This window comes from Hyphomonas sp. GM-8P, assembly GCF_003263315.1.
In the GTDB taxonomy this organism is placed as follows: Bacteria; Pseudomonadota; Alphaproteobacteria; order Caulobacterales; family Hyphomonadaceae; genus Hyphomonas.
This window is the reverse complement of record NZ_AWFE01000094.1, coordinates 75,148-98,458: the sequence shown is the minus strand read 5'-3', so window position 1 is coordinate 98,458 and position 23,311 is coordinate 75,148. Positions and strand designations below refer to the sequence as shown.

20 protein-coding genes are annotated in these 23,311 nt (G+C 63.8%); 16 read left to right on the top strand and 4 right to left on the bottom strand.

Annotated elements, in window-relative coordinates:
• Nucleotides 1-153 precede the first annotated feature (153 nt).
• Complete coding sequence (locus tag HY26_RS14610) at nt 154-2,406, top strand: TonB-dependent receptor domain-containing protein (RefSeq protein WP_158531518.1); 2,253 nt, start codon at nt 154-156, stop codon at nt 2,404-2,406.
• 10 nt (nt 2,407-2,416) lie between these two features.
• On the opposite strand, the gene HY26_RS14605 is transcribed toward HY26_RS14610, so the two are convergent.
• On the bottom strand, nt 2,417-2,902 hold the full coding sequence (locus tag HY26_RS14605) for a flavodoxin family protein (RefSeq protein ID WP_034762479.1): 486 nt from the start codon (nt 2,900-2,902) through the stop codon (nt 2,417-2,419).
• Nucleotides 2,903-2,975: 73 nt separating this feature from the next.
• On the opposite strand from HY26_RS14605, the gene HY26_RS14600 reads away from it, so the two are divergent.
• Together HY26_RS14600 and HY26_RS14595 are read left to right on the top strand one after the other, a co-directional pair.
• The gene (locus HY26_RS14600; protein ID WP_034761765.1) at nt 2,976-3,182 is read left to right on the top strand and encodes a hypothetical protein; all 207 of its coding nucleotides are present in this window, start codon (nt 2,976-2,978) and stop codon (nt 3,180-3,182) included.
• Between the two features lie 72 nt (nt 3,183-3,254).
• On the top strand, nt 3,255-4,370 hold the full coding sequence (locus tag HY26_RS14595) for an aromatic ring-hydroxylating dioxygenase subunit alpha (RefSeq protein WP_112073919.1): 1,116 nt from the start codon (nt 3,255-3,257) through the stop codon (nt 4,368-4,370).
• 11 nt (nt 4,371-4,381) lie between these two features.
• On the opposite strand, the gene HY26_RS14590 is transcribed toward HY26_RS14595, so the two are convergent.
• Both HY26_RS14590 and HY26_RS14585 read right to left on the bottom strand, forming a co-directional pair.
• Nucleotides 4,382-4,960, bottom strand: a complete 579-nt coding sequence (locus tag HY26_RS14590) for an EF-hand domain-containing protein (protein WP_034761766.1) — start codon at nt 4,958-4,960, stop codon at nt 4,382-4,384.
• 66 nt (nt 4,961-5,026) lie between these two features.
• Nucleotides 5,027-5,785 carry a carboxylesterase gene (locus HY26_RS14585; RefSeq protein ID WP_034761768.1) on the bottom strand — a complete coding sequence of 253 codons (759 nt, stop codon included), beginning with the start codon at nt 5,783-5,785 and terminating at the stop codon, nt 5,027-5,029.
• A 73-nt stretch (nt 5,786-5,858) separates the two neighbouring features.
• On the opposite strand from HY26_RS14585, the gene HY26_RS14580 reads away from it, so the two are divergent.
• From HY26_RS14580 to HY26_RS14540, 10 genes are all read left to right on the top strand, one after another.
• Complete coding sequence (locus HY26_RS14580; RefSeq protein ID WP_034761770.1) at nt 5,859-7,001, top strand: glycosyltransferase family 4 protein; 1,143 nt, start codon at nt 5,859-5,861, stop codon at nt 6,999-7,001.
• Between the two features lie 18 nt (nt 7,002-7,019).
• On the top strand, nt 7,020-8,054 hold the full coding sequence (locus HY26_RS14575; protein ID WP_112073918.1) for a glycosyltransferase family 9 protein: 1,035 nt from the start codon (nt 7,020-7,022) through the stop codon (nt 8,052-8,054).
• A 113-nt stretch (nt 8,055-8,167) separates the two neighbouring features.
• Nucleotides 8,168-8,692, top strand: coding sequence for a translation initiation factor IF-3 (infC, locus tag HY26_RS14570; RefSeq protein WP_034761771.1), 525 nt, complete (start codon nt 8,168-8,170; stop codon nt 8,690-8,692).
• Between the two features lie 261 nt (nt 8,693-8,953).
• Nucleotides 8,954-9,154, top strand: coding sequence for a 50S ribosomal protein L35 (gene rpmI, locus HY26_RS14565; protein ID WP_034762490.1), 201 nt, complete (start codon nt 8,954-8,956; stop codon nt 9,152-9,154).
• A 46-nt stretch (nt 9,155-9,200) separates the two neighbouring features.
• Nucleotides 9,201-9,563: a 50S ribosomal protein L20 gene (rplT, locus tag HY26_RS14560; RefSeq protein WP_034761773.1), complete on the top strand. Its 363-nt coding sequence runs from the start codon at nt 9,201-9,203 to the stop codon at nt 9,561-9,563.
• A gap of 34 nt (nt 9,564-9,597) precedes the next feature.
• Nucleotides 9,598-9,759: a hypothetical protein gene (locus HY26_RS19050; RefSeq protein ID WP_158531517.1), complete on the top strand. Its 162-nt coding sequence runs from the start codon at nt 9,598-9,600 to the stop codon at nt 9,757-9,759.
• Between the two features lie 164 nt (nt 9,760-9,923).
• Nucleotides 9,924-11,000: a phenylalanine--tRNA ligase subunit alpha gene (gene pheS, locus HY26_RS14555; RefSeq protein WP_034762493.1), complete on the top strand. Its 1,077-nt coding sequence runs from the start codon at nt 9,924-9,926 to the stop codon at nt 10,998-11,000.
• Between the two features lie 10 nt (nt 11,001-11,010).
• The gene (locus HY26_RS14550; RefSeq protein ID WP_034761774.1) at nt 11,011-11,619 is read left to right on the top strand and encodes a hypothetical protein; all 609 of its coding nucleotides are present in this window, start codon (nt 11,011-11,013) and stop codon (nt 11,617-11,619) included.
• 3 nt (nt 11,620-11,622) lie between these two features.
• The gene (gene pheT / locus HY26_RS14545) at nt 11,623-14,016 is read left to right on the top strand and encodes a phenylalanine--tRNA ligase subunit beta (protein ID WP_112073917.1); all 2,394 of its coding nucleotides are present in this window, start codon (nt 11,623-11,625) and stop codon (nt 14,014-14,016) included.
• Nucleotides 14,017-14,043: 27 nt separating this feature from the next.
• Nucleotides 14,044-14,928 carry an ion transporter gene (locus HY26_RS14540; protein ID WP_233348585.1) on the top strand — a complete coding sequence of 295 codons (885 nt, stop codon included), beginning with the start codon at nt 14,044-14,046 and terminating at the stop codon, nt 14,926-14,928.
• 9 nt (nt 14,929-14,937) lie between these two features.
• Here the strand turns inward: HY26_RS14540 and HY26_RS14535 are convergent, their stop codons facing one another.
• On the bottom strand, nt 14,938-15,303 hold the full coding sequence (locus HY26_RS14535) for a YbaN family protein (protein WP_034761778.1): 366 nt from the start codon (nt 15,301-15,303) through the stop codon (nt 14,938-14,940).
• Between the two features lie 158 nt (nt 15,304-15,461).
• Here HY26_RS14535 and HY26_RS14530 point away from each other — a divergent pair, with 158 nt between their 5' ends.
• The 3 genes from HY26_RS14530 (at nt 15,462) to msrA (ending at nt 23,309) form a co-directional block, all read left to right on the top strand.
• Nucleotides 15,462-20,438, top strand: a complete 4,977-nt coding sequence (locus HY26_RS14530; protein ID WP_112073916.1) for an alpha-2-macroglobulin — start codon at nt 15,462-15,464, stop codon at nt 20,436-20,438.
• 4 nt (nt 20,439-20,442) lie between these two features.
• The gene (pbpC, locus tag HY26_RS14525) at nt 20,443-22,503 is read left to right on the top strand and encodes a penicillin-binding protein 1C (RefSeq protein ID WP_112073915.1); all 2,061 of its coding nucleotides are present in this window, start codon (nt 20,443-20,445) and stop codon (nt 22,501-22,503) included.
• Nucleotides 22,504-22,658: 155 nt separating this feature from the next.
• On the top strand, nt 22,659-23,309 hold the full coding sequence (msrA, locus tag HY26_RS14520; RefSeq protein WP_199288559.1) for a peptide-methionine (S)-S-oxide reductase MsrA: 651 nt from the start codon (nt 22,659-22,661) through the stop codon (nt 23,307-23,309).
• The last annotated feature ends 2 nt before the right edge of the window (nt 23,310-23,311 follow it).

Below are 23,311 nucleotides of genomic sequence, written 5' to 3'. Positions count from 1 at the left end.
GCGCCCACCTTGCTTTGACGTTCTGGCCCTGGCGGATGGCTGGGGGTAAGCAGGACTCTGCGCTGTTTTTGCAAATAGGTCGCACTTGCATTCTCAAACTGTCTCCAATAAACAGCCGCGACCTGAATAGAAAATATGCGGAGCGAGGGCAGCGTGAGCGGTTACAAGAGCGGTTTCCTGATGGCATCGGTGGCGGTGCTGGCACTTTCGGCCGGGGCAGAGGCGCCGGAAGCGACGGAGGGGGACGACCCCTATCGCCTGTTGTCGACGGTTGTTGTGACCGGCTCGTCCGAGGCGGCGCTGGAAGTTGCCGGCTCGGTCTCGTTTCTGACCGATGCCGATCTGTCGGTGCAGGCGCAGAGCGATGTGCTGCGCATCCTGCGCGCCGTGCCGGGCGTGAACATCCAGGAAGAGGACGGCTATGGCCTTCGCCCGAATATCGGCCTGCGCGGGTCGGGCTCTGACCGCTCCTCGCGTGTCGCGCTGATGGAAGACGGCGTGCCGATCTCGCCGGCACCTTATGCCTCGCCGTCGGCCTACTACTTCCCCACCATCGCCCGGATGAGCGCCATCGAAGTGACCAAGGGCCCGGCGGCGATCCTCTACGGCCCCCGCACCACGGGCGGGGCGATCAACATGTTCTCGACGCCCGTGCCGGATGCTCCGTCCGGCCACGGGCAGGTGATGTTCGGCACGAATGACCGCCAGCGCGCGCACCTCTGGCTGGGCGGCAAGGGGGATGCGGCGGCCGGCTGGCAGCTGGGCGGCCTCGTCGAAGTGTTCACCGACGAGACGGACGGCTTCAAGCGGCTGGACAATGGCGGCCCGACCGGCTTCGACGCGGACGACCTGGTCGTGAAGCTCGGCGCCTACAAGACCGAAGGGGCCATGCCGCAAAGCGTGGAGCTGAAATACCAGACGCGGGAAGAGATTTCGAACGAGACCTATCTCGGCCTGACGCTGGACGATTTCCGGGCCGATCCTTACCGGCGCTATAATGCGAGCACGGACGACCAGTTCAATGGCGAGAACGAGCTCTACCAGCTGACTCACCGGATTGACCTGTCGCCGGAGCTCAGCCTGACGACGATCGCCTATCATCACGACTTCGCCCGCAACTGGTACAAACTGCAGGGCATCAATGCAGACGGTAATGGCGCAAGCGGCGACGTCTCGATCTCCAGCGTGCTGGCAGACCCGGTGACCTATGCGGCCGAGTATGATCTGGCTGTGGGCACCACAAGCCTCGATAATTCCATCGTCTACCGCGCCAACCGGCGCGCCTATTACAGCGAGGGTGTCCAGTCCGTCCTCAACTGGAAGACGGCCTTTGCCGGGATTGACCACGAACTGACCATCGGCGCCCGTGTTCATCAAGACGAGGAAGACCGGTTCCAGGAGGAAGACGCCTATCGCCTTGAGGGCGGGCGGCTGGTGCTGACCACGGCAGGCGCCGCGGGCAGCCAGGCGAACCGTATCTCATCCGGCGAGGCGCTGGCCATCTTCGTGCAGGACAAGTTCACTGTCGGGCGGCTGTCGGTCACGGGCGGCGCGCGGTTCGAGGACTACGAACTGACGCGCGAAGACTATTCGACCAGCGACCCCACCCGCGCTGCCGGGCCAACACAGGTGAGAGAACTGTCCGATACGGTGGTCGTGCCTGGCCTCAGCGCGCTCTACCAGATCAGTGAGACAACGACGCTGCTGGCCGGTGTGCATCGCGGCTTCGCCATTGCGAGCCCCGGCACGACGGACGCCGATGTCGAGGAGAGCGTCAACTGGGAGTTCGGCGGACGCTATTCGCGCGGCGAGTTCGAACTGGAGGCAATTGCCTATTTCAACGACTATTCGAACCTGCTCGGCACGTGCACGGCTTCGTCCGGCGGCGGCTGTACGGTGGGCGACCAGTTCAATGGCGGCGAAGTGGACGTGCAGGGTCTGGAAGTGACCGCCAGCTGGGATGCCGGATCTGCTCTGAATACGGACCTCTCCATTCCGCTGAGCCTCGTCTACACGCTGACCGATGCCGAATTCCAGACGAGCTTCGAAAGCGACTACGAGCCCTGGGGCGATGTCGTTGTCGGGGACGAGCTGCCTTACATCGCCGACCAGCAGCTGACCCTCAGCGCGGGCCTGGAAACGGACCGCTGGGGCGCGAGCCTCTCCGGTAATTATGTCTCCGATGCACGGGCGCGTGCCGGGCAGGGGAGCATTCCGGAACGCGAACTGATCGAAGCGCGCTGGGTGGCTGACATGGCCGTCTGGGTGGACCTGACCGACCGCATCCGGGTGCGGGCCAAGGCCGAGAACCTGTTCGACGAGGTCTATGTCGCTTCGATCGACCCGGCAGGCCTGCGCCCCGGCAAGCCGTTTGAATTCCTGATGGGCGTCGAGGTGTCGTTCTGAGGCGAAAGTCTCAGAATACTCCCATCTTGATCCCCGCGCCGAGCGCGGCGCCGAGTTCGCGGCATTTTTCCAGCTTCGATTCCGGGATGGTCTTCTCCGCGAGGATCTCCTCCGGAGTCTGAGCGCTGGTGTTGACGATGAGGGGCGGCTGCACGTCACGGAGGCGCCAGCCTTTGGCGATGCGGGCCGCCTGACGGGCAGCGCCTTCGCCGTCAGAACCCGCGCAGATCATCAGGGCGTAGGGGCGGCCCTCGATTTGTCCGAGCACGGGGTAATAGCAGCGGTCGAAGAATTCCTTCATCGCGCCGGAGAGCGCGGCGAGGTTTTCCGGCCCGGCGAAGAGATAGCCATCGGCGGCCAGCAGGTCTTCCGGCATTGCATCTTCTGCGCGCATCAGCACGGCGTCGGCTTCTTCTTGTGCGGCTGCGAAGGCGGCCTCGGCCATCTGGCGCGTACCACCGGTGCGGGAATGATAAACGATCAATAATTTGGACATCTCGCCGCCCATGTTAGACTTCGCCCCAGGAAAGGACACAAGAATCCTTTCCATAAAAAATTGGAGGACACCCATGGCGACCCCGATCGAAATCGAGATCGAAGGCAAGACTTACAAAGGCAGCTATGACACCGATGGCCACCTGCTGACGACGCGCTATCGCATGCAGGCGATGACGGACGAAGTGCGCACCACCGCGCCCGCCATCGCCGCGCGTGGCATGCTGGCCCGGCTCGTCAGGCTGGAGCATCGGGACGAGGACGGTGCCGCGACGCACTGATTTCTCCGGATTTCCGTTAGAACTTGATGCCAGAAAACTTGACGCATGCGTCATCTTTTATGAGGGTGGCGCATGACTCAGGAATTTCTCTCCCCCGCCGACGTCGCTGCGAGCCGCAGGCCGCTGGCCGAAGCCCGTACCCTGCCGCCCGCCGCTTATACGGATGCGGGGCTCTGGCATGTCGAGAAGGCCCGTGTTCTGGCACGCAGCTGGCTGCCGCTGGCGCGGGTGGATCAGGTGCCGGGGGCGGGGGACTATCTCTCCGCCGAACTCGCGGGCGAGCCGGTGATGGTGGTGCGCGGGGAGGATGGCGCCGTGCGTGTGCTGTCGCGTGTTTGCCGCCACCGGGCCGCGCTGGTGGCCAATGGGCAGGGCTGCCGCAAGCTGTTCACCTGCCCCTACCATGCCTGGTCCTATGACACGAAAGGCAGCCTCGTCCGCGCGCCATTGATGGAAGGCGCGGAGGGGTTCGACCCTGCAGACCACGGCCTGCGCGAGATTCGCTCCGAAATCTGGGAAGGTTTCGTCATGGCGACGCTGGACGCCGACGCGCCGGCCTTCGCGCCGCAGGTCAGCGGCTTTACGGATTATTTCGCGAACTACAATCTCGGCGGGTTCGTGGTGGCGCGGACGCTGGACTATGCCCATGGCTGGAACTGGAAGGTGCTCGCCGAGAATTTCATGGAGGCCTACCACCACATCGCCACGCACTCCAAGACGCTGGAGCCGGGATACCACGCCCGCGACTCGCAGGTGCCGGATACGGACCAGCCCTGGTCCATCCTGCACATGCCGGCCGCCGACCGGGACGCGCCACAGCCGCCTGTGCCGGGCCTTGAAGACTGGCAGTTGCGCGACCTGATCGCCGCTATCGCCTTTCCCGGCCTGATGCTGGCCGTGCAGGGACCGTTCATGGCCTGGTACCAGATGACCCCGCTGGCCGAAGACCAGTTGGACCTGAAGATCCACCTCTGCTTCCCGGACTGGATGCGGGGCATGGAGGATTACGATGCGATCGTGGACGGGGCCGAGGCTTCCATCCGGGGCGTGCACGAGGAAGACATCGCCGCGAACGACCTTGTCTGGGCTGGCCTCAACGCGCCGCTGTCCCGCGCCGGGCCGCTGTCGCCGCTGGAGAAGTCGATCTGGCAGATGAATCAGTGGTGGCTGGACCGCATGGGTGCCTGACACAGGCCTGATCAGCGTGGCGGGCGGCCACCACCTCCACCGGGCGGGCGTCCGCCACCCGGCATGCCGGCGCCACCGCCTTGTGAGCGAAGCGGCACATCCATCAGCATTTCGGCTCGGGTCAGCAGCCCGTCATGGTCGCGGTCCAGATGGTCGAACTCGTCAGTCAGGCGGGTGCGGAATTCCTCTTCGCTGACCTGTCCATCAAGGTTCACGTCGAAGGCGATGTGATTGGGCAGGGCTTCCGGATTGCCGAGCGCGGTCTCGGCCCAGTCCGACATGGCAACTGCCGGAACGGTGCCGCGTGCGCTGACAGGAAGGTGCGCCCACTCCGCCGAGATGCCAGCCGTCAGTTCAGCCGGGCCAATGGCATAGTCGTGGCCGGTGTCCATGCCAGTGAAGAGGAGTGCGATGGGCCGGGCGACCTGTCCGCCATTCAGGCTTGTCGCCTGTCCGCCGGGGCTGCCGCCGCCGGGCGGACCACCGGGCTGGCCGCCGCGTGGGGGTGGGCGTGAGGTGCAGGCCGCGATCAGGAGAATGCTGACGAGGGTGCAGGTGACAGACAAAGCTGCCGGGCGGGGTTCGAACATGAGAGAGGCCTTCCTGCCGGTTGTTATCCCGGCTGGAACGGCCCCACTCAGCCAATCCGTCGGCGCTTACTGATTTGTAATACCTGCAATTTCTGCACAGGTCGCCAGCAGGCGGGCAATGTCCTGATCGCGGGAGAGGCGGTGGTCGCCATCCTTGATCAGGGTGAAGACGAGATCTTTCGAACTCATCGCCTCGACCAGCCGGAAGGCGTGGCGCCATGGCACGTCCGGGTCTTCGGCGCCCTGCAGGATGCGCACGGGGCATTCGAGGTCGATGGTCTCGTCGAGGAGCTGCCAGCCCCGGCCATCTTCAATCAGCGCCTTCGTGATGGGGTAGGGGTCGCCATAGTCTGATGGGCGCAGGGTCAGCCCGTGCTCCATGATCTCTTCCTGCTGGCGGGGCGTGAATTCCGGCCACATCAGCTTTTCGGTGAAATCCGGCGCGGGCGCGATCAGCACCATGCCGGCCAGTCGCTCGCGCCGGGCGAGGCCGGAGAGTAGCGCCATCCAGCCGCCCATGCTGGAGCCGACCAGGACCAGCGGCCCGTCTGTCAGCGCGTCGATCGCGTCCAGCGCATCTTCGCGCCACCGGGAAATCGTGCCGTCTTCGAACGCGCCGCCTGATTCGCCGTGGCCGGAATAGTCGAAGGCGAGAAAGCCGTGGCCGGTCTCTTTTGCCCATTTTTCCACGCACATGACCTTCGAGCCGGTGATGTCGGACTTGAACCCGCACAGCCACACATAGGTGAGATCGCTGCGGGCAGGGGCGAAACGGCGATAGGCCAGCTGTCTGCCGTGAGGAGAGATGAAATGTTCGGTTGTCATAGTCTGTCCGTTCCGCCATCTCTCTCGCCTGTCAAGCGAATGGGTGGCACGCGACTTGGAACCTCTCCCCGATATGACCGGAAAGACGATCCTGCAGGTCGCCCCCGAACTTTCAGCAGGCGGCGTGGAGCGCACCGTTCTGGAAGTGACCGAAGCCATCGTTGAGGCGGGCGGCCGGGCACTGCTGGCCAGTCGCGGCGGTCGCCTGGAAGGCGAATTCGAAAAGCTCGGTGGCGAGCTGTTCCGCATGGACGCCAAATCCAAGAACCCGCTGGTGCTGAAGGCCAATGAAGGCAAGCTGAAGCGGATCATCCGGAATGAGGGCGTAAACCTTGTCCATGCCCGGTCCCGCGCGCCGGCGTGGAGTGCCTATGCCGCCGCAAAAGCGATGGGCGTGCCCTTCGTGACCACCTATCATGGCGCCTATTCGGGCGAAGAAGGCCTCAAGCGGAAGTACAACTCCGTGATGGCCAAGGGCGAGCTGGTGATCGCCAATTCCCAGTGGATTGCCGAACACGTGCAGCGCGTACATGGCGTGCCGCTGGAAAAGATTGTGACCATACCCCGCGGGGTGGATCTCGAAGCGTTCTATCCCGGCGCTGTAACACCGGCGCGGATCGATGCTGTCCGCGCCCGCTGGGGTCTCAAAGACGACAAGCGCCTGACCCTGTTCCTGCCGGGGCGGCTGACGGAGTGGAAAGGCCAGCTTCTGGCCATTGAGGCGCTGGGCCTGCTGGCGCCAGAGGAGCGGGAAGGGCTGGTGCTCGTCCTGGCGGGGGATGCGCAGGGACGCGATGCCTATGAGGGCCGGATCTATGACACGATCCGCCGCCTGCAGCTGGACGGGCAGGTTCTGGTCGTCGGCCATGAGACCGATATGCCGGCAGCTTACCTTGCCAGCGACATCGTGATGGCACCGTCGACGCGGCCGGAAGCCTTTGGGCGTGTGGCGGCGGAAGCCTCGGCCATGGCGCGGCCGGTGATCGTGTCGGACCATGGCGGCGGGCGCGAAACCGTGCTGGACGGAGAAACCGGCGCGCGCTTCCAGCCGGGCGATGCCGCGGCCCTTGCGGGCGCGATCCGGGCGCTTCTGGCGGTCGGAAAGACAGCCCGCGGCGGTATGGGCAAGGCCGGGCAGGCACATGTCCGCAGCCATTTCTCCAAGCGGGGGCTTCAGATGGCTACCCTCGGCGTCTATAAGCGCCTGATCGGTTAGGGGACCGACGAGGTAGGCATGGCAAAAACCGCAAAGCTCGCCAGCCCGGTCAATCCGGGGGCTGGCGCCAAGGAAGTTCTGGTCATCAAGCTGAGCGCGCTCGGCGACTTCGTGCTGGCGCTCGGTGCCATGAAAGCCGTGCGCGAGTTTCACCCTTCCGCCCGGATCACGCTGCTGACGACGCCGCCTTTTGAGGATTTCGCCAGCCATTGCCCATATTTCGACCGGATCGAGACCGATGGCCGCCCGCCCACGATGAAGGCAACGACCGCGCTGCTGAACCGGATCCGCAAGTCGAAATACGACATCATCTATGACTTCCAGACCTCCGGCCGGACAAAGAACTATTTCACGGCGCTGAGCCGCACGGGCAAGGCGCCGCTCTGGTCCGGCCATCATGAGAAGGCGGCCTTCTTCCACGACAATCCGGACCGGGCGACCATGCACTCGATCGATCGGCTGGCCGAGCAGCTGGCCGTGGCAGGCGTCGCGCCGGACGGACGCTGGAACCGCCAGAACTTCCCGAAGCCGGACCTCAGCTGGGTGCGCCCGAAACTGCGCGATGCCCCACGCCTTCAGCCGGCCTTTTTCGGGCTGGAACAGCCCTATATGCTGCTGATTCCGGGGGCCTCCGAGCACCGGGAAGCCAAGCGCTGGCCGGTGGAACGGTTCGCCGAACTGGCCAAACGGATCGCCGACGCAGGCGTGACCCCGGCCATTATCGGCGGCAAGGCCGAGGGCAAGATCGCGCAGGACATTCTGAAGCTCGAGAAGCGGGCAAAGAGCCTCGTGACCCGGACGGACCTGTTCCAGATCGTGACCCTGGCCGAGAAAGCTGCCTTCGTCGTCGGCAACGATACCGGCCCGATGCACATGGCCGCGATTGCCGGCGCGCCGGGGGTTGCCCTGTTTGCCACCAATGAAAGCAATCCTGACCACGCAGCGCCGCGCGGGGCCCGTTCGCCGATCATCAATTCGGCACCGACGCTCGCGGAATTGGAAGTCGACACTGTCTGGCGGTCAATTCTGGCGCTGGGTGTGCTTCCCACTTGACCGCACCGCAAATTTTGCCGAGTGCGCTTTTCCTTGAATATGCCCGCAACCACAGGCATATTCAGGCATCCTGAGAACAGCCACAAAGGAGATCGGCTATAGCTCGCAGACCAATGAATGAAGCGCCCCAGAAGGATAAGGGACCGCGCACCAATGACGACATCAAGGCCGCAAAGGTCCTGTTGATCGACGAACACGGTGAGAAACAGGGAGTGATGCCGCTGGCAGCCGCTCTTGATGCTGCGCGCGAAGCCAGCATGGATCTCGTCGAAGTTTCGCCGAACCAGGAAGTGCCCGTCGTCAAGATTCTCGACTATGGCAAGCTGCGTTTCGAAGAGCGGAAGAAGAAAGCCGCTGCGAAGAAGAAGCAGAAGAATTCCGAACTCAAAGAAATCAAGATGCGCCCGAACATCGACACGCATGACTATGAAGTCAAAGCGAAGGCGATGACGCGTTTTTTTGAAGCTGGGGACAAGGTGAAGGTGACCCTTCGCTTCCGCGGCCGGGAAATGGCGCACCAGCATCTCGGCATGGAATTGCTGAACCGGGTGAAGGAAGACTTCGACGAAATGGCGAAGGTGGAGCTGGAGCCGAAGCTCGAAGGCCGCCAGATGACCATGGTCCTCTCACCACGCTGAACACCATGAAGAATCCCATATAGGGACCATGTATACACCATGAAGAGCCGGCCGGGGCGGACCCTGCCGGCTCTTTCCGTTCCAGGGCGGCACGGTAGGGCATTTTCAAGTGCATTTTCAGCCGCTTTCGCCCCTTGATTCCATTCCCCCAATCCGCCATAAGCCGCCTCTTCCGAGTGGTGCAGGCGAACGGCATGCCCTCCACTCATGACAGACCGGGCCGCCCGCAAGGGTGCGAGCTCCACCAAAAAGGAGAATGAAATGCCGAAGATGAAGACCAAGAAGGCCGCTGCAAAGCGCTTCAAGATCACCGCATCGGGCAAGCTGAAGCACGGCGTCGCTGGCAAGCGTCACCGCCTGATCAGCCACAATGCAAAGTACATCCGCCAGAACCGCGGCACGTCCGTCGGTGCCAAGGCTGATGAAGCCCGTGTGAAAAAGTTCCTGCCGTACGGCCTCTAAGCCGCCGTCGCTGACTTAATACTGATCTTGATAGAAGGAGGCTCAGATGCCCCGCTCCCGCGCTAAAGTTCCTGCCCACGCCCGCCACAAGAAAATCCTGAAGCAGGCAAAGGGTTTCCGTAACCGCCGCAAGAATACGTTCCGCATCGCGCACCAGTCCGTCTGGGAAGCCGGCCAGTACGCCTATGTCGGCCGCAAAGTTAAGAAGCGGAAGTTCCGCTCGCTCTGGATCCAGCGCATCAACGCCGCTGTCCGCATCCACGACGAGGACATGAACTACTCGCAGTTCATCAACGGACTGACCAAAGCCGGCATCGAAGTCGACCGCAAAGTCATGTCGGACATCGCCATCAAGGACCCGGACGCTTTCGGCGCCCTGGTTGCCCAGGCCAAAGCGGCTCTCGCCTAAGCTCTTTACAGACTGAAGCTACAGGAACGACCCCATGTCGAAGTCCCCGAACTCCGTGCTGCACCCGTCGAAGAAGCCGCGCGTCAAGCGCCGCAACGCGATCTGGAAGGCCAATCTCGGCAAGCGCGCGAAAGTCCGCGTGTTTGGCAACACCAAGCGCGCACGGATCGCCCGCAAGAAAGCTGCCGGCAAGTAAGCTTTCTGACAGGCCCCGCGCCGCCGGTGACCGCCCGGAAGGGCAGGCACCGAACCGAATGAGAGAAAGCCCGGCCATCGTGCCGGGCTTTTCCGTTTCTTCCAGATTTGCATCCCCCCGCGAAGCGCCTACAAAGCCCGCGGAACCAAATGAGGGGCAAGACCTTGTCCGATATTACGACCATCGAAAACGAAGCGCTGGCGGCGGTGGCTGCTGCGGGTGACCTGGAAACGCTGGACGCGGTGCGCGTGGCGGAGCTCGGCAAGAAGGGCAGGGTCTCCGGCCTGATGGGCTCGCTTGGCAAGATGAGCCCGGAAGAGCGCAAGGAAAACGGCCCGAAGCTCAATGCGCTGAAAAACCGGGTGAATGATGCGATCACCGCCCGCAAGGCCGAACTGGAAGCCGAAGCGCTGGAAAAGCAGCTGGCCAGCGAAAAGCTGGACCTGACCCTGCCGCCGGCCCCCGGCCCGAATGCCGGCGCACTGCACCCGGTGATGCAGGTGTTCGAGGAAGTCGCCGCCATCTTCGGTGATATGGGCTTCACTGTGGCCGAAGGCCCGGACGTGGAAGACGACTGGCACAATTTCACAGCGCTGAACTTCCCGGAAGGCCACCCGGCGCGTGAGACCCACGACACCTTCTTCATGAAGGCACAGGAAGGCGACACGCCGAAAGTGCTGCGCACGCACACCTCGCCTGTGCAGATCCGTACCATGATGGAGCAGAAGCCGCCGATCCGCATCCTCGTGCCGGGCCGGGTCTACCGGAACGACTGGGATGCAACGCATACGCCGATGTTCCATCAGGTCGAAGGTCTCGTCATCGAGAAGGGCACCCATATGGGGCACCTGAAAGGCTGCCTCATCGACTTCGTGAAAGCCTTCTTCGAAGTCGACAATGTGGAAGCGCGCTTCCGCCCGCACTTCTTTCCGTTCACGGAGCCGTCGGCCGAGATGGACGTGAAATATACCCGCAAGGGCGAGACAATCGAGATCGGCGCCGGCGACAGCTGGATGGAGATCCTCGGCTCCGGCATGGTGCACCCGAACGTGCTGCGCAATTGCGGCATCGACCCGAACGAATATCAGGGCTTCGCCTTCGGTATGGGGATCGACCGCCTGGCGATGTTGAAATACGGCATGCCGGACCTGCGCCCGTATTTCGAGGCTGATCCGCAATGGACCCGCCATTATGGCTTCGCGCCGTGGAGCACGCCATCCGTCAGTGGCGGCCTGAGCTAAGGACGCGGCCATGGGCAACGGCAACAAGGCTGAAATGCTGATTGCGATCTGCGCGGTGATCACCAGCGCTATAGCAGTCTTCATTGCCTGGGATCAGGGCCGCGTGATGCGGGCGCAGCAGCACGGCTCTGTTTATCCGGTGCTGCAAGCAGACGGTTATGTCTCGGCAGACCTGCATGTGCGTGAGATCGGTGTCAGGTTCCGCAACAGCGGTGTCGGCCCGGCGCTGATCGAGTCGGTGGACATGCTGAAAGATGGCGAGCGCCTGGAGAATCTCAAAGCCTATCGTGACGAGCTGCCGGACGGCTATGACCTGTCATGGACAAGCATGGTGGGCCGCGCCGTGGCGCCGGGGGAAACGATCAACGCCTTGCGTATTTCCTGGCCGGCCGAGTCAATAAGCGCGGTCGTGCAAGCGGAAACAGCGGCAAAATGGGGCGAGCTGACGATGAACGTCTGCTATTGCTCCGTGTTCCAGCGCTGCTGGGAAGTCGAGGGCCTCGCCCTGAATTCCCCCGCCCGGCGGGTAAAGGCCTGCACGCGCAGTGAAGAAGATGTTTTTGAGAACCTGTCCCCGGTCAATCAGGTTCAAGACGAATTAAATCCCGAACTGGAATAGACGATGAAATTCACCCTTTCCTGGCTGAGCGACCATATCGCCTCCAAGGCGACGCTGGAGGATATTCTTGCGTGCATGCAAAAGGCCGGCCTTGAGGTCGAGGATGTGCACGATCCGCGCGAGAAGCTGAAAGACTTCACCGTCTGCAAGGTGATCGAAGCCGAGCCTCATCCGGATGCGGACAAGCTGCGCGTGTGCAAGGTGGAAACCGTGGACGGCATGAAGCAAATCGTCTGCGGTGCGCCTAACGCCCGCGCCGGCATGACCGCGATCTATGCGCCGCTCGGCACGTATATTCCGGGGCTCGACTTCGCGCTCGACAAGAAGCCGCGCGCGATCCGGGGCGTCGAAAGCCATGGTATGATGTGCTCCACCAAGGAGATAGAGGCAGGCGAAGACCATGACGGAATCGCCGACCTGGACGATTCCATTCCGCTCGGCACGCCGGCGGCAGAGGCGCTGGGTCTCGCCGATCCGGTGATCGATTTCGAAGTTACGCCGAACCGGCCGGACTGGCTAGGCGTGCAGGGCATTGCGCGGGACCTCGCTGCAGCCGGGGCAGGGCGGTTCATCCCGAATGACGTGAAGAAAGTCTCTGGCAGCTTCGACTGTCCGATCGAGATCAGGCTGGAAGCGCCGGAAGCCTGCCCGATGTTCGCGGGCGCGCTGGTCAAAGGTGTGAAAAACGGTCCATCGCCGGACTGGATGCAGCAGCGGTTGAAAGCTGTCGGCATCCAGCCACGCTCCTTGCTTGTGGATGTCACGAACTTCATCTCGCTGGACCGGGCCCGTCCGTTGCACGCCTATGATGCGGCGAAGCTGCAGGGCGTTGTCACGGCGCGCCTCGGCAAGAAAGGCGAGAAGCTCGTCGCGATCGACGGCAAGACCTATGAAATCGGTGAAGAGATGTGCGTAATCGCTGACGACAGCGGGGCCATCGGTCTTGGCGGCGTGATGGGCGGCGAGTCCACGGCTGTTTCGGCCGAGACCACCGACGTCTTCATCGAAAGCGCCTGGTTCGATCCGCTGCGCACCGCCCGAACGGGCCGCGCAACCGGCATTCACTCCGATGCGCGCTATCGGTTCGAGCGCGGCGTCGATCCGCAATCCTGTGTCGATGGCCTGAACCTCGCGCTGGCGCTGATCACCGAGTTCGGCGGCGGCACGGTCTCGAAGGCGAATGTCGCCGGCATGATCCCGGCGCGGGCGGACAAGGTGACTTTCTATCCGGCAGACGTGGAACGCCTGACCGGCCTCAAGGTGAAGAGTGCCGACATGCGCCGTATCCTGAAGGATCTGGAGTTCGCCATCGAGGATGCGGGGGAAGCCTGGTACCTGATGCCGCCGAGCTTTCGGTTCGACATGGAGCAGTCCGCCGACCTCGTGGAAGAGATTGCCCGCATGGTCGGCTATGACCAGCTGCCGACGACATCGCTGCCAGCGCCGGAAGGCGGCGTCCGCGCGATCACGACACCAATGCAGCAGCGCGTACGCACGGCGCGGCGCGTGCTGGCAGCGCGCGGCTTCCTCGAGGCTGTGACCTGGAGCTTCATGTCGAAGGCAAATGCGGCCTTGTTCGGGAAAACGCCGGAGAGCCTCACCGTTGCCAATCCGGTCGCAAGTGACCTCAATCAGATGCGCCCGTCCATCCTGGCAAACCTTGCGAGCGCGGCGCAGCGGGCGGCGAACCGCGGCGAGTCTGGCGCGCGCTTTTTCGAGGCAGGCCCGATCTATCTGGGCGACGGTCCGGACGATCAGCGCACGGTTGTTGCGGCGCTTGTGCGTCCGCTCAGCGAGCGTCACTGGCAGGGCGCGCCGAAGCCTTACGATTCCTACGCTGCCAAGGCGGACCTCTTCGCCGTGCTCGAAGCGCTCGGCCAGCCAGGAGACCGGTTCCAGGTTGCCCCGCCATCCCAGCCGCACTGGCATCCGGGGAAGGCGGCTGCGCTGAAACTCGGCCCGAAGGTGACGGTGGCGCATTTCGGTGCGCTGCACCCTGGCGTGCTGAAGCAGCTGGACGTCGAAGGCCCGGCCTTCGGCTTCGAGTTGAACCTCAACGCGCTGCCGGTGATGAAGGCGAAGGCGACAAAGACGAAATCCGTGCTCGAACGGTCGGACCTGACACCGATCCGCCGGGACCTGGCCTTCCTCGTGAATGAGGCCGTGCCGGCGGCGGATATTGTCCGTTTCGCCAAGGGCGCCGACAAGCAGCTGATCGACCAGGTGGAAGTCTTCGACGTCTATCAGGGCAAAGGCGTGCCGGAAGACAAGAAGTCCGTCGCCTTCGAGCTCACGATCCAGCCGAAGGAAAAGCTGAAGGATGAAGACATCCAGGCCCTGATGGACAAGGTCGTGGCGGCCGTCGCCAAAGGCTGCGGCGGTGTGCTAAGAGGATAAGCCAAGGGGAACGCAGCGAGGCCGGACATGGTGGTGCAGCAGCTGATGGTGCAGAACGGTCTGCGCTACAAGCTCTACGCAGAGCTGGTGCCGGAAGCGCGCCTGCGGGGCATCTCGGTCACCAATATCTTCATCGTTGCGCTGGTCCTGGCGAGTTTCCTGTTCCTGGCCCTTGAGACCGAACCGGCCCTGAATTCCCAGCCCGGTTGGAAGACGGTTTTCAGCATATTCAACGTCTTCGTCGTCGCCGCCTTTGCGGTGGAGTATTTGCTGCGCGTCTTCGTGGCGGGGCTGGACCCGAAATATGCGGGCCTCGGCGGACGCCTGAAATACATGACGCGGTTCTATTCCATCGCGGACCTGCTGGCTTTCCTGCCGGAACTGATCGTGATGCTGGCCGGGTTCGGCATTCCGCTGATTGCCCTGCGCGTGCTGCGGCTGTTCCGGTTGATCAAGATTGCGCGCTTCGTGCCGGCATTCGACATTTTCGGCGCCGCGGTGAAGCGCGCGGGGACGCAGCTCCTGACCGCACTCGCGATGGCGCTGGTGCTCGTCTATGTGTCGGCTGTGGCGCTCTACTTCATCGAAGGGGTTGGCGGGGAGAAGCAGGAAAGCTTTGCCTCAATCCCGCGGGCGATCTGGTGGGCCATCGCGACGCTGACCACGGTCGGCTATGGCGATGTCTATCCGGTCACGCCGCTGGGGCGGATGTTTGCCTCCGTGATTGCAATTGCGGGGATCGGTGTCGTGGCCCTGCCGGCCGGTGTGTTCGCCAGCGCCTTTTCGGACGAGCTTCGCGAGCGGCAGGAGGCAAAGGCCCAGGCGGCCACCCATGCCTATTCCTCCCAGGCCGAACGCACCCCGGAAGGGAAGGTGCCCCTGCCGGGCACAGATGGCGGGCTGGGTAACTAGGGGATCTGACTAGTCGTCGGCAGGCGCCCGCGGGCGGGTCACCACGAACAGGGCGCCAAGGGCGACAATCGACAGGCCGATGCCCAGTGGCACAGGCCGCTTCCAGAATGCTGCGCCAATCACGGCCGCCGACAGGCCCATGCCGCCGAGCGCTGCCGCCTTGCCGGCCCGATTGAGCGCGCCGGTCTCGACAAAGGTGCGGATCGGCGGGCCGATTTTGGGGCGGTTGTAGATCCATTCAGCCCAGGCCGGGTTTGAGCGGGCGAAGGCGAGCGCGGCGACGATCCAGAACACGGTCGTTGGCCAGATAGGCAGGAACAGGCCGATCGCACCGAACGCGAACGAGATCAATCCAAGGATACGCCAGCTCCACATGGCACGACGATGGCGCGGGGCTTACCGGCTGGCAAGCCGGGTTTAACGGTGCCGCACCGGCGAAAACCCTGAATAATGTCGGAATTGTCCAATTCGCGCCCTGTTCGCGCCCCCGCGAAGATGTGTAAGAGTGTTCATGTACACGTAGGAGAGGGTTCATGACGCACTTCATCCCGGGCCAGGGGGGATACGGTAAGGCAATGCTGATCGCGTTGCTTGTGGGTATTCTCGCGGCATGCGGAGGAGGCGGCAAAACGGACCGCTCCAGATCGGGCGCCGGCGAAGAAGGCACGGTGGTTCAGCTGTCTCCTGCCGATAGCGTTGCGGCTCGCCAGCGCGAAAAGCGGCGCCAGGCAGCGATGGACGCGCGCGAGCAGGATTTCACCTATTTCCGCTACCGGATCGACACCAGCCAGGACGAACCGCTGGCCTGTTTCGTCTTCTCCGCCGCCCTGGATCCGGAAGAGGACTATTCTCCCTATGTCGAATTCCGTCCGGCCTTCAAACCGGCGCTGAGCGTCGAGGGCCGTGAGCTTTGCGTTGGCGGCATGTCTTTCGGGACTGAGCGCACGGCAACATTGCTCTCCGGACTGCCGGCTGCCGATGGCCGGACCCTGAAAAACCAGGAAGACGTGCCGATCGATTTCGCTGACCGGCCGCCTTATGTTGGCTTCAAGGGCACGGGCGTGATCCTGCCGCGTGAGAATGCCGACGGCCTGCCGATCGAGACGGTGAATGTCGATAAAATCGAAGTGACGGTCTCGCGCATCAACGACCGCGCGCTCGCTTTCAAGCGTATCAGCCAGGGCACCACGACGGCGCAGGGCAGCTACTCCTGGACCTGGGGCGAAGATGATCCGGATGATGTGAAGGAAGAATTGTTCAAGGGCACGGTGGACGTCGCCCGTGAACAGAATGCGCCGGTTATCACCGTCTTCCCGCTGGAAGCCACAATCGGCACACTTGAGCCGGGCGCCTATTTCGTGACCGTGAAGGATGCCGACGACATCGGCGAAGCTGTCGGTCCGCCCGCTTCCACCAGCCGCTGGATCATGCTGACCGACCTTGCCATCACGGCCTATGAGGGCGGCAACGGCATCGACGTGACGTTGCGCTCCCTGAGGGATGGCCGTCCGATCTCCGACACGACCGTGCAGCTGATCGCGCGCAACAATGACATCCTGTCCGAAGGCCGCTCCGACCAGCAGGGCCGGGTTGTCTTCCCGGCAGAGCTGACCAATGGCCAGGGCAATCTTGCGCCGAAACTGATCATGGCACTGACCGCCAAGGGGGAGCTGGCCGCGCTGGACCTGACCCGTGCGCCAGTGGACCTGTCAGAAGAGGAAATCGGTGGGCGCCGCATGCCGGGCCTTGTTGATGCCTATCTGTATACGGATCGCGGGATCTACCGCCCCGGTGAGACCGTGAAGCTGACCGCCATGCTGCGGGATTCCACGGGGGAGGCCGTGACCGACCGCGCCGGCAGCCTCGTGCTTTACCGCCCGAATGGCCTTCAGTCCGAGAAGATCCGCTTCGAAGGCTCGGAAGCCGCAGCCGTCCTGCATAATTTCGAATTGCCGAAAGGTGCCTCGCGCGGCGAGTGGCGGGTTGAGGTCCAGATGGACGGCCTGTCCGGAACATCGGGTACGGTCCGTTTCTCGGTTGAGGATTTCGTGCCGCAGCGGATCGCGGTGGACCTTTCCGCCGATGACGAGACGCCGGTCAAGCTGGGCGGTACGCGGGATGTCGAAGTGTCTTCGCGCTTCCTCTATGGCGCGCCGGGCGCTGGCCTGACCGTCAAGGCCGAGGCTCGTGTCGAGCGCCAGCCCAATCCGTTCCCGGAGTTTGAAGGCTTCACTTTCGGGCGCCACGATTCCAATTTCCAGGAACGCATTCTCGAATTCGACGATGTTACGACAGACGGTGCAGGCAATGCCCTGATCCGGCTGCAGCCCGGCAATGCAGGCAGCAATGCCGGCATGCCGCTGCGCCTGAACACGGTCGTCTCCGTTCTGGAGCCAGGCGGCCGGGCCGTGTCGGAAAGCGTGCGCGTGCCTTACCGGCCCGAGAACCTCTATCTCGGCCTGAAACCCGGCTTCGACTATTCGGTCGAGCGGGGTGGGGATGCGACCTATCAGGTCGTTGCCATGGATGCCGACGGCAATGCCGTGGCGCGGGACCTGACATGGAAAGTCCTGGCCATCGACTGGCACTATGACTGGTACAATGACGGCGACCGCTGGCGCTGGCGGCGCTCGCGCACCGTGACCAAGGTCAATGAAGGCGTGCTCACAACGCCGGAAGGCGGTACGGGCGAGATCACGGTCTCCGGTCTCGACTGGGGCAGCCATGAACTGGTGATCGAAGGCACGGATGCAGATGCCAGCACTTCGGCCAGCGACAATTTCTATGTCGGCTGGGGCGGCTATGTCTCTGATGACGGCGTCGAAGCGCCGGACCGCGTGAAGGTTACCGGCCCGGCCCGGGCGCCGGCTTCCGGCCAGACGGCCGAGATCACCATCGTACCGCCCTATGACGGGCAGGCGCAGGTTGTGGTCGCGACCGACAAGGTGCTCTCTGTACAGAACATCTCCGTCACGGAAGGTGGCACGCAGGTGACCCTGCCTGTGAATGATGAGTGGGGCGACGGTGCCTATGTGATGGTGTCGGTGTTCACCGAACGCGATCCGGTGCTGCAGGCGAAGCCGCGCCGTGCCGTGGGCGTCACCTATGTCCCGCTCAACATGGAAGCCCGCACGTTCGACGTGTCGATCGACGCCCCCAAGACAGCACGCCCACGCGGCGAGCAGGTGGTCGAGGTCAATATCGGCGAAGGCCCGCGCGAGCCGGTCTACCTGACGCTGGCCGCTGTGGATGAGGGCATCCTGCGTCTCACCAAGTTCAAGAGCCCGGACCCTGTGTCGTACTACTATGGCAAGAAGGCGCTCGGCGTGGAACTCTACGATGACTACGGCCGCCTGCTGGATCCGAACATGGGCCTGCCGGCGGAAGTGCGCACAGGCGGTGACCAGCTGGGCGGGGAAGGCCTGTCCGTGGTGCCGGTCAAATCGGTGGCACTGTTCTCTGGCCTCGTTGATGTCGGCCGGTCCGGCAAGGCGAAGGTCCGCTTCGACGTGCCGGAGTTCAATGGCGAGATGCGCCTGATGGCGGTCGCCTGGTCGAAGACCGGGCTCGGTTCCGCCGTCTCCACCATGACGGTGCGCGATGAAGCCCCGGCAGACCTGATCATGCCGCGCTTCCTGGCGCCGGGCGACGAGGCCGTCCTCACTGCCAGCATCGACAATGTGGAACTGGGCGATGGCGAATTCTCTGCCCTCGTCGGTGCCACCAAAGGCGTCTCGATTGCCGACGGCAAGCTGACCCGTGTGCTGAAGACCGGCGAACGGGCTGACCTGCCCGTCCGCGTCGAGGCTGAGGATGAAGGCATTTCCACCGTCCGGCTGGATGTGGAAGGCCCCGACAAATATGCCGTGAACCGGACCTACCAGATCCAGACACGTTCGCCTTACCTGCCGGTGACGCGTGTGTCCTCGAAACTTATGCAGCCGGGCGAAGCCTTCTCGGTTGATCCGAGCCTGCTGTCGGATCTGGTGCAGGGCTCCGGCTTTGTCTCGGTGGGCTTCTCGTCCATCCCGGTCGATGCGGCGACGCTCTATGCTTCGCTGGATCGCTATCCGTATGGCTGCACCGAACAGACGACCAGCCGCGCACTGCCGCTGCTCTATTCGGAACAGCTGGTGGCCATGGGCGCGAAGGATGCGAATGACGATCCGAAGATGAAGGTGCAGGAGGCGGTGAACACGCTGCTGAACCGTCAGGGAGCGGACGGCGCGTTCGGCCTCTGGCGCGAAGGCGACGGCTATGCCTCGCCCTGGCTCGGCGCCTATGCGACCGACTTCATCTACCGTGCCAAGGAAGCCGGCTATGCCGTACCGGACGAGGCGATGGACCGGGCCTATGGCGCGCTGCGCCAGATTGCGACGGGCGATGCCTGGCGGGTCTATGGCTACAACACGGACGTCTATGAGAGCCGCTATTCCAACGACACGGTCGACCAGATGATGAAACGGTCCTCGGCCTATGCGCTCTATGTGCTGGCCAAGGCAGGCAAGGCGGACATTTCTCGCCTTCGTTACCTGCATGACCGGGAACTGAAGTCGATCGACAGCCCGCTGGCACGTGCCCATATCGGTGCGGCGCTGGCGCAGCTGGGTGACAAGGCCCGTGCGAACTCGGCCTTCAAGGCGGCGGAAGATGCGCTCGGTTACAACAATACCGGCGACTATTACCAGACGCCATTGCGGGACCTGGCCGGTGTGCTCGCGCTCGCCGCGGAGGCCGGGCAGACCAGCACGCTGGAAAACCTGTCCGAAAAGCTCGGCAATGAATCGCCAGATCCGTCCCGCCTGACCACGCAGGAGAAATCCTTCCTCCTGCAGGCGGTGAACGATCTGGGCGCTGGCGAAGACGGCTTCCGTCTTGAGGTCGAAGGCCTTGGCCGCGGCAACAACAATGACCGCCAATATGCCCTGACCGAAGAGCAGGCTCGCGAAGGCGTGACCTTCACTCTCGGCGGCAAGGCACCGATGTTCCGGACCGTGCTGGTGTCCGGCGCACCGACAAGTGCGCCGCCGGCTGCCGCCTCGAAGATGAAGGTCGACAAGACCTTCTACACGCTCACCGGTGGCCGGGTGGATCTTGCCCGCGTGTCCCAGGGCGACCAGCTGGTCGTGAAGCTGACCGTTTCACCTGAGGAGCGCCGCCTGAACCCGGTGATCGTGGCAGACCTTCTGCCCGCCGGCTTCGAGATCGAGACGGTGCTGCGCCCGGCCGATGGTCGTCAGGAATACGGCCAGTCCGGCGCCTTCGCCTATCTGGGCCAGCTGGCAAACGTCCAGACTGCGCAGGCGCAGGACGACCGCTATGTGGCCGCCGTCGATGTCTACTCGAACTCGGTGACCATGGCTTATGTGGCCCGCGCGGTGACACCGGGTGACTTCGCCATCCCGGGCGTCGTTGCCGAGGACATGTACCGCCCGGCCGTGTTCGCCCGCTCCAAGGCTGGCCGCGTGACCATCGCCCCGGCCCAGAGCGGGGCCGAAGGAGGCAGATAAGGCCATGCTGACAGCGCGCCGGATCTTTGTCGGCGTCTTCGCGCTGTTCCTTGCCGTGGTCATCGCGGACAGGCTGCTGCCTCCGCCACTGGAAAGGGCGGGAGGCCTGTCTGCCCTCGTGACGGACCGGGATGGCAAGCCGCTGCGCGCTTTCGCGACGCCGGATGGCCGCTGGCGGTTCGCCGGAGATCTCGACCGCATCGATCCGGACTTCATCGACGCGCTGATCCGCGTGGAAGACAAGCGCTTCTACCAGCACCGGGGCACTGACTGGATGGGTCTCAGCCGCGCAGCGGTGGACTCGGTGTTTGCTGGCCGCATCGTGTCCGGCGGCTCAACCCTGACCATGCAGACTGCGCGCATGCTGGAACCACGGGACCGCAACATCGGTTCGAAGCTGATCGAGATCGCCCGGGCCTGGCAGCTGGAGCGACGTCTCACCAAGGACGAGATCCTGTCGCTTTACCTGTCGCTGACGCCCTATGGCGGCAATCTTGAAGGCGTACGCGCGGCGAGCTGGAGCTATTTCGGGCACGAGGCCGACAAGCTCTCGAAGGACGAGATCGCGCTGCTGATCGCCCTGCCGCAATCGCCGGAAGTGCGCCGGCCGGACCGACACCCAGAGAATGCCGAACGCGCCCGCAACTGGGTGGCGGAGAAGCTCCAGCGCTATGACGTCTTCACTAAAGGCGATGTCGAGGATGTCGCCACGCTCTCCGTGCCCGGACGACGGCGGGATTTCCCGGACCGGGCCTGGCACGGCACGGCCAAGGCGCTGGCGGAAGGCCCGCGCGAAGATGTCCGCTCCACGCTCGATGCCGGCCTGCAGGCGGAAGTCGAACGGATCGCACTGACGCGGGCCGAAGCCGAGGGCGAAGACGTGCAGGTTTCGGTGCTGGTCGTGCATGTGCCGACGCGGGCCGTACGGGCGGTGGCTGGCTCGGCCTCGCGTGACCGGCCGGGTGGCTGGCTGGACCTGACGGCGCAGGCGCGCTCGCCCGGTTCCACTCTGAAACCCTTCATCTACGCCATGGCCTTCGACGATGGCACCGCCGCACCGGACACACGCGTCGCAGACTTGCCGACGCGGTTTGCCTCCTACCAGCCGGAAAACTTCGATCGCATGTTCCGCGGCGATGTCCGCGTATCGGATGCGCTGCAGCACTCTTTGAACATTCCCGCCGTTGCGATGCTGGACCGGGTCGGGCCGGAACGCTTCGCCGCGCAGCTTGCTTCGGCCGGCGCCCGCCCGCGCATCTCCGGCGGGGCGGAACACGAAGCCGGGCTCGCCATTGCGCTGGGCGGGGCAGGGCTGACCGCGCGCGAACTGGCCGTGCTCTATGCGGCACTCGGTGATGATGGCGTCGCCAAGCCGCTGGTCTGGCGCGCCGACGAGGAAGCGGCAAACTATGAAGCTACCGGCAAGCGTCTCGTCAGCGGGGAAAGCGCCGGGGAAGTGCTCGACATTTTGCGCAAGGCGCCGACACCGGAAGGCCGCATGCCGGGCTCGCTGACGGCGCATGCCCCACAGATCGCGTTCAAGACGGGTACGTCCTATGGCTTCCGGGATGCCTGGGCGGCGGGTGTCTCTGGCCAGCACGCAATCATCGTCTGGGTGGGCCGGGCCGACGGGGCGCCGCGCGCGGGAAAGACCGGGCACGACACGGCGTTGCCGATCCTGTTCGAAGTGGCCGACCGCGTTGCCCAGCACCTGCAGGACGAAGGTGAGGCGACGATGCGGCTGACCAGCCAGAAGCGCCTCTTGAAATCCCATGGCGCGATGAAGTCCCTGGAAGACGCCGGACCGCCGCAGATTCTGTTCCCGCCACAGGCCGCAGAGCTTTGGGCGGGGCCGGTCAACGGGCGCGCCGCGCGCGGCTTTGTTCTGGCCGGGCGGGGCGAAGGCAGGCTCAGCTGGTACATCGATGGCAGGCCGTGCGACACGGATGATGCCGGAGCGCCGGTGTGGAAGCCGGAGCGGCCGGGCTTCTACACGGTGACTGCAGTAGATTCTGCAGGACGCGCCAGCCGCGTCCGTGTGCGCGTGCTGACCGGGCCTGCCTGAAAACACGGCAAAGCCACAAATGTGCCGCTTTCGAACAACACAGGCGCAACACATTCCTGTTAGGACTGTGTTTACAGGGTTACGAACCATCGGTCATTTCCCATATCAGACGGGAAGTAAAATGGTTCCGGCCTGAATGACAGAGTAGAAGTAAGATGCGTACCCGTTCACCCCAGTCTGTTGCCCTTGTTGCAGGCCTTGCCGCGATGGCGCTTGGCTTCTTTTCCAGCGCCGGTGCGCAGGATCAGGTTTCCAGCCCGGACGCGAAACGTCTGTCGACGGCAGTGTTTGCAGGTGGCTGCTTCTGGTGCGTGGAAGCGGACTTCGACAAGGTGGACGGCGTCGTCTCGACCGTGTCCGGCTATACCGGTGGCACGGTGGTGAACCCGACCTACAAGCAGGTCTCGCACGAAAAGACAGGCCATTATGAGGCCGTCAAAGTCACTTATGATCCGGACAAGGTCAGCTATGATGCGCTGGTGGACTACTATTTCCACCACATCGACCCGACCGATGCGACCGGCCAGTTCTGCGACAAGGGGGACAGCTATCGCTCTGCTGTGTTTGTCGCCAATGGTGACCAGCGCGAAGTGGTGGAAGCCGAGATCGACATGATCAACGCGTCCGGCGTGCTGGGCACGCCTGTGGTGACGCAGATCCTCGACGCCAGCACTTTCTGGCCGGCCGAGGATTATCACCAGGACTATTACAAGAAGAACCCGCTCAAATACCGCTACTACCGCACAGCCTGCGGACGTGATGCGCGGGTGAAGAATGTCTGGGCAGGCGCCTCATCCGGCCACTGATC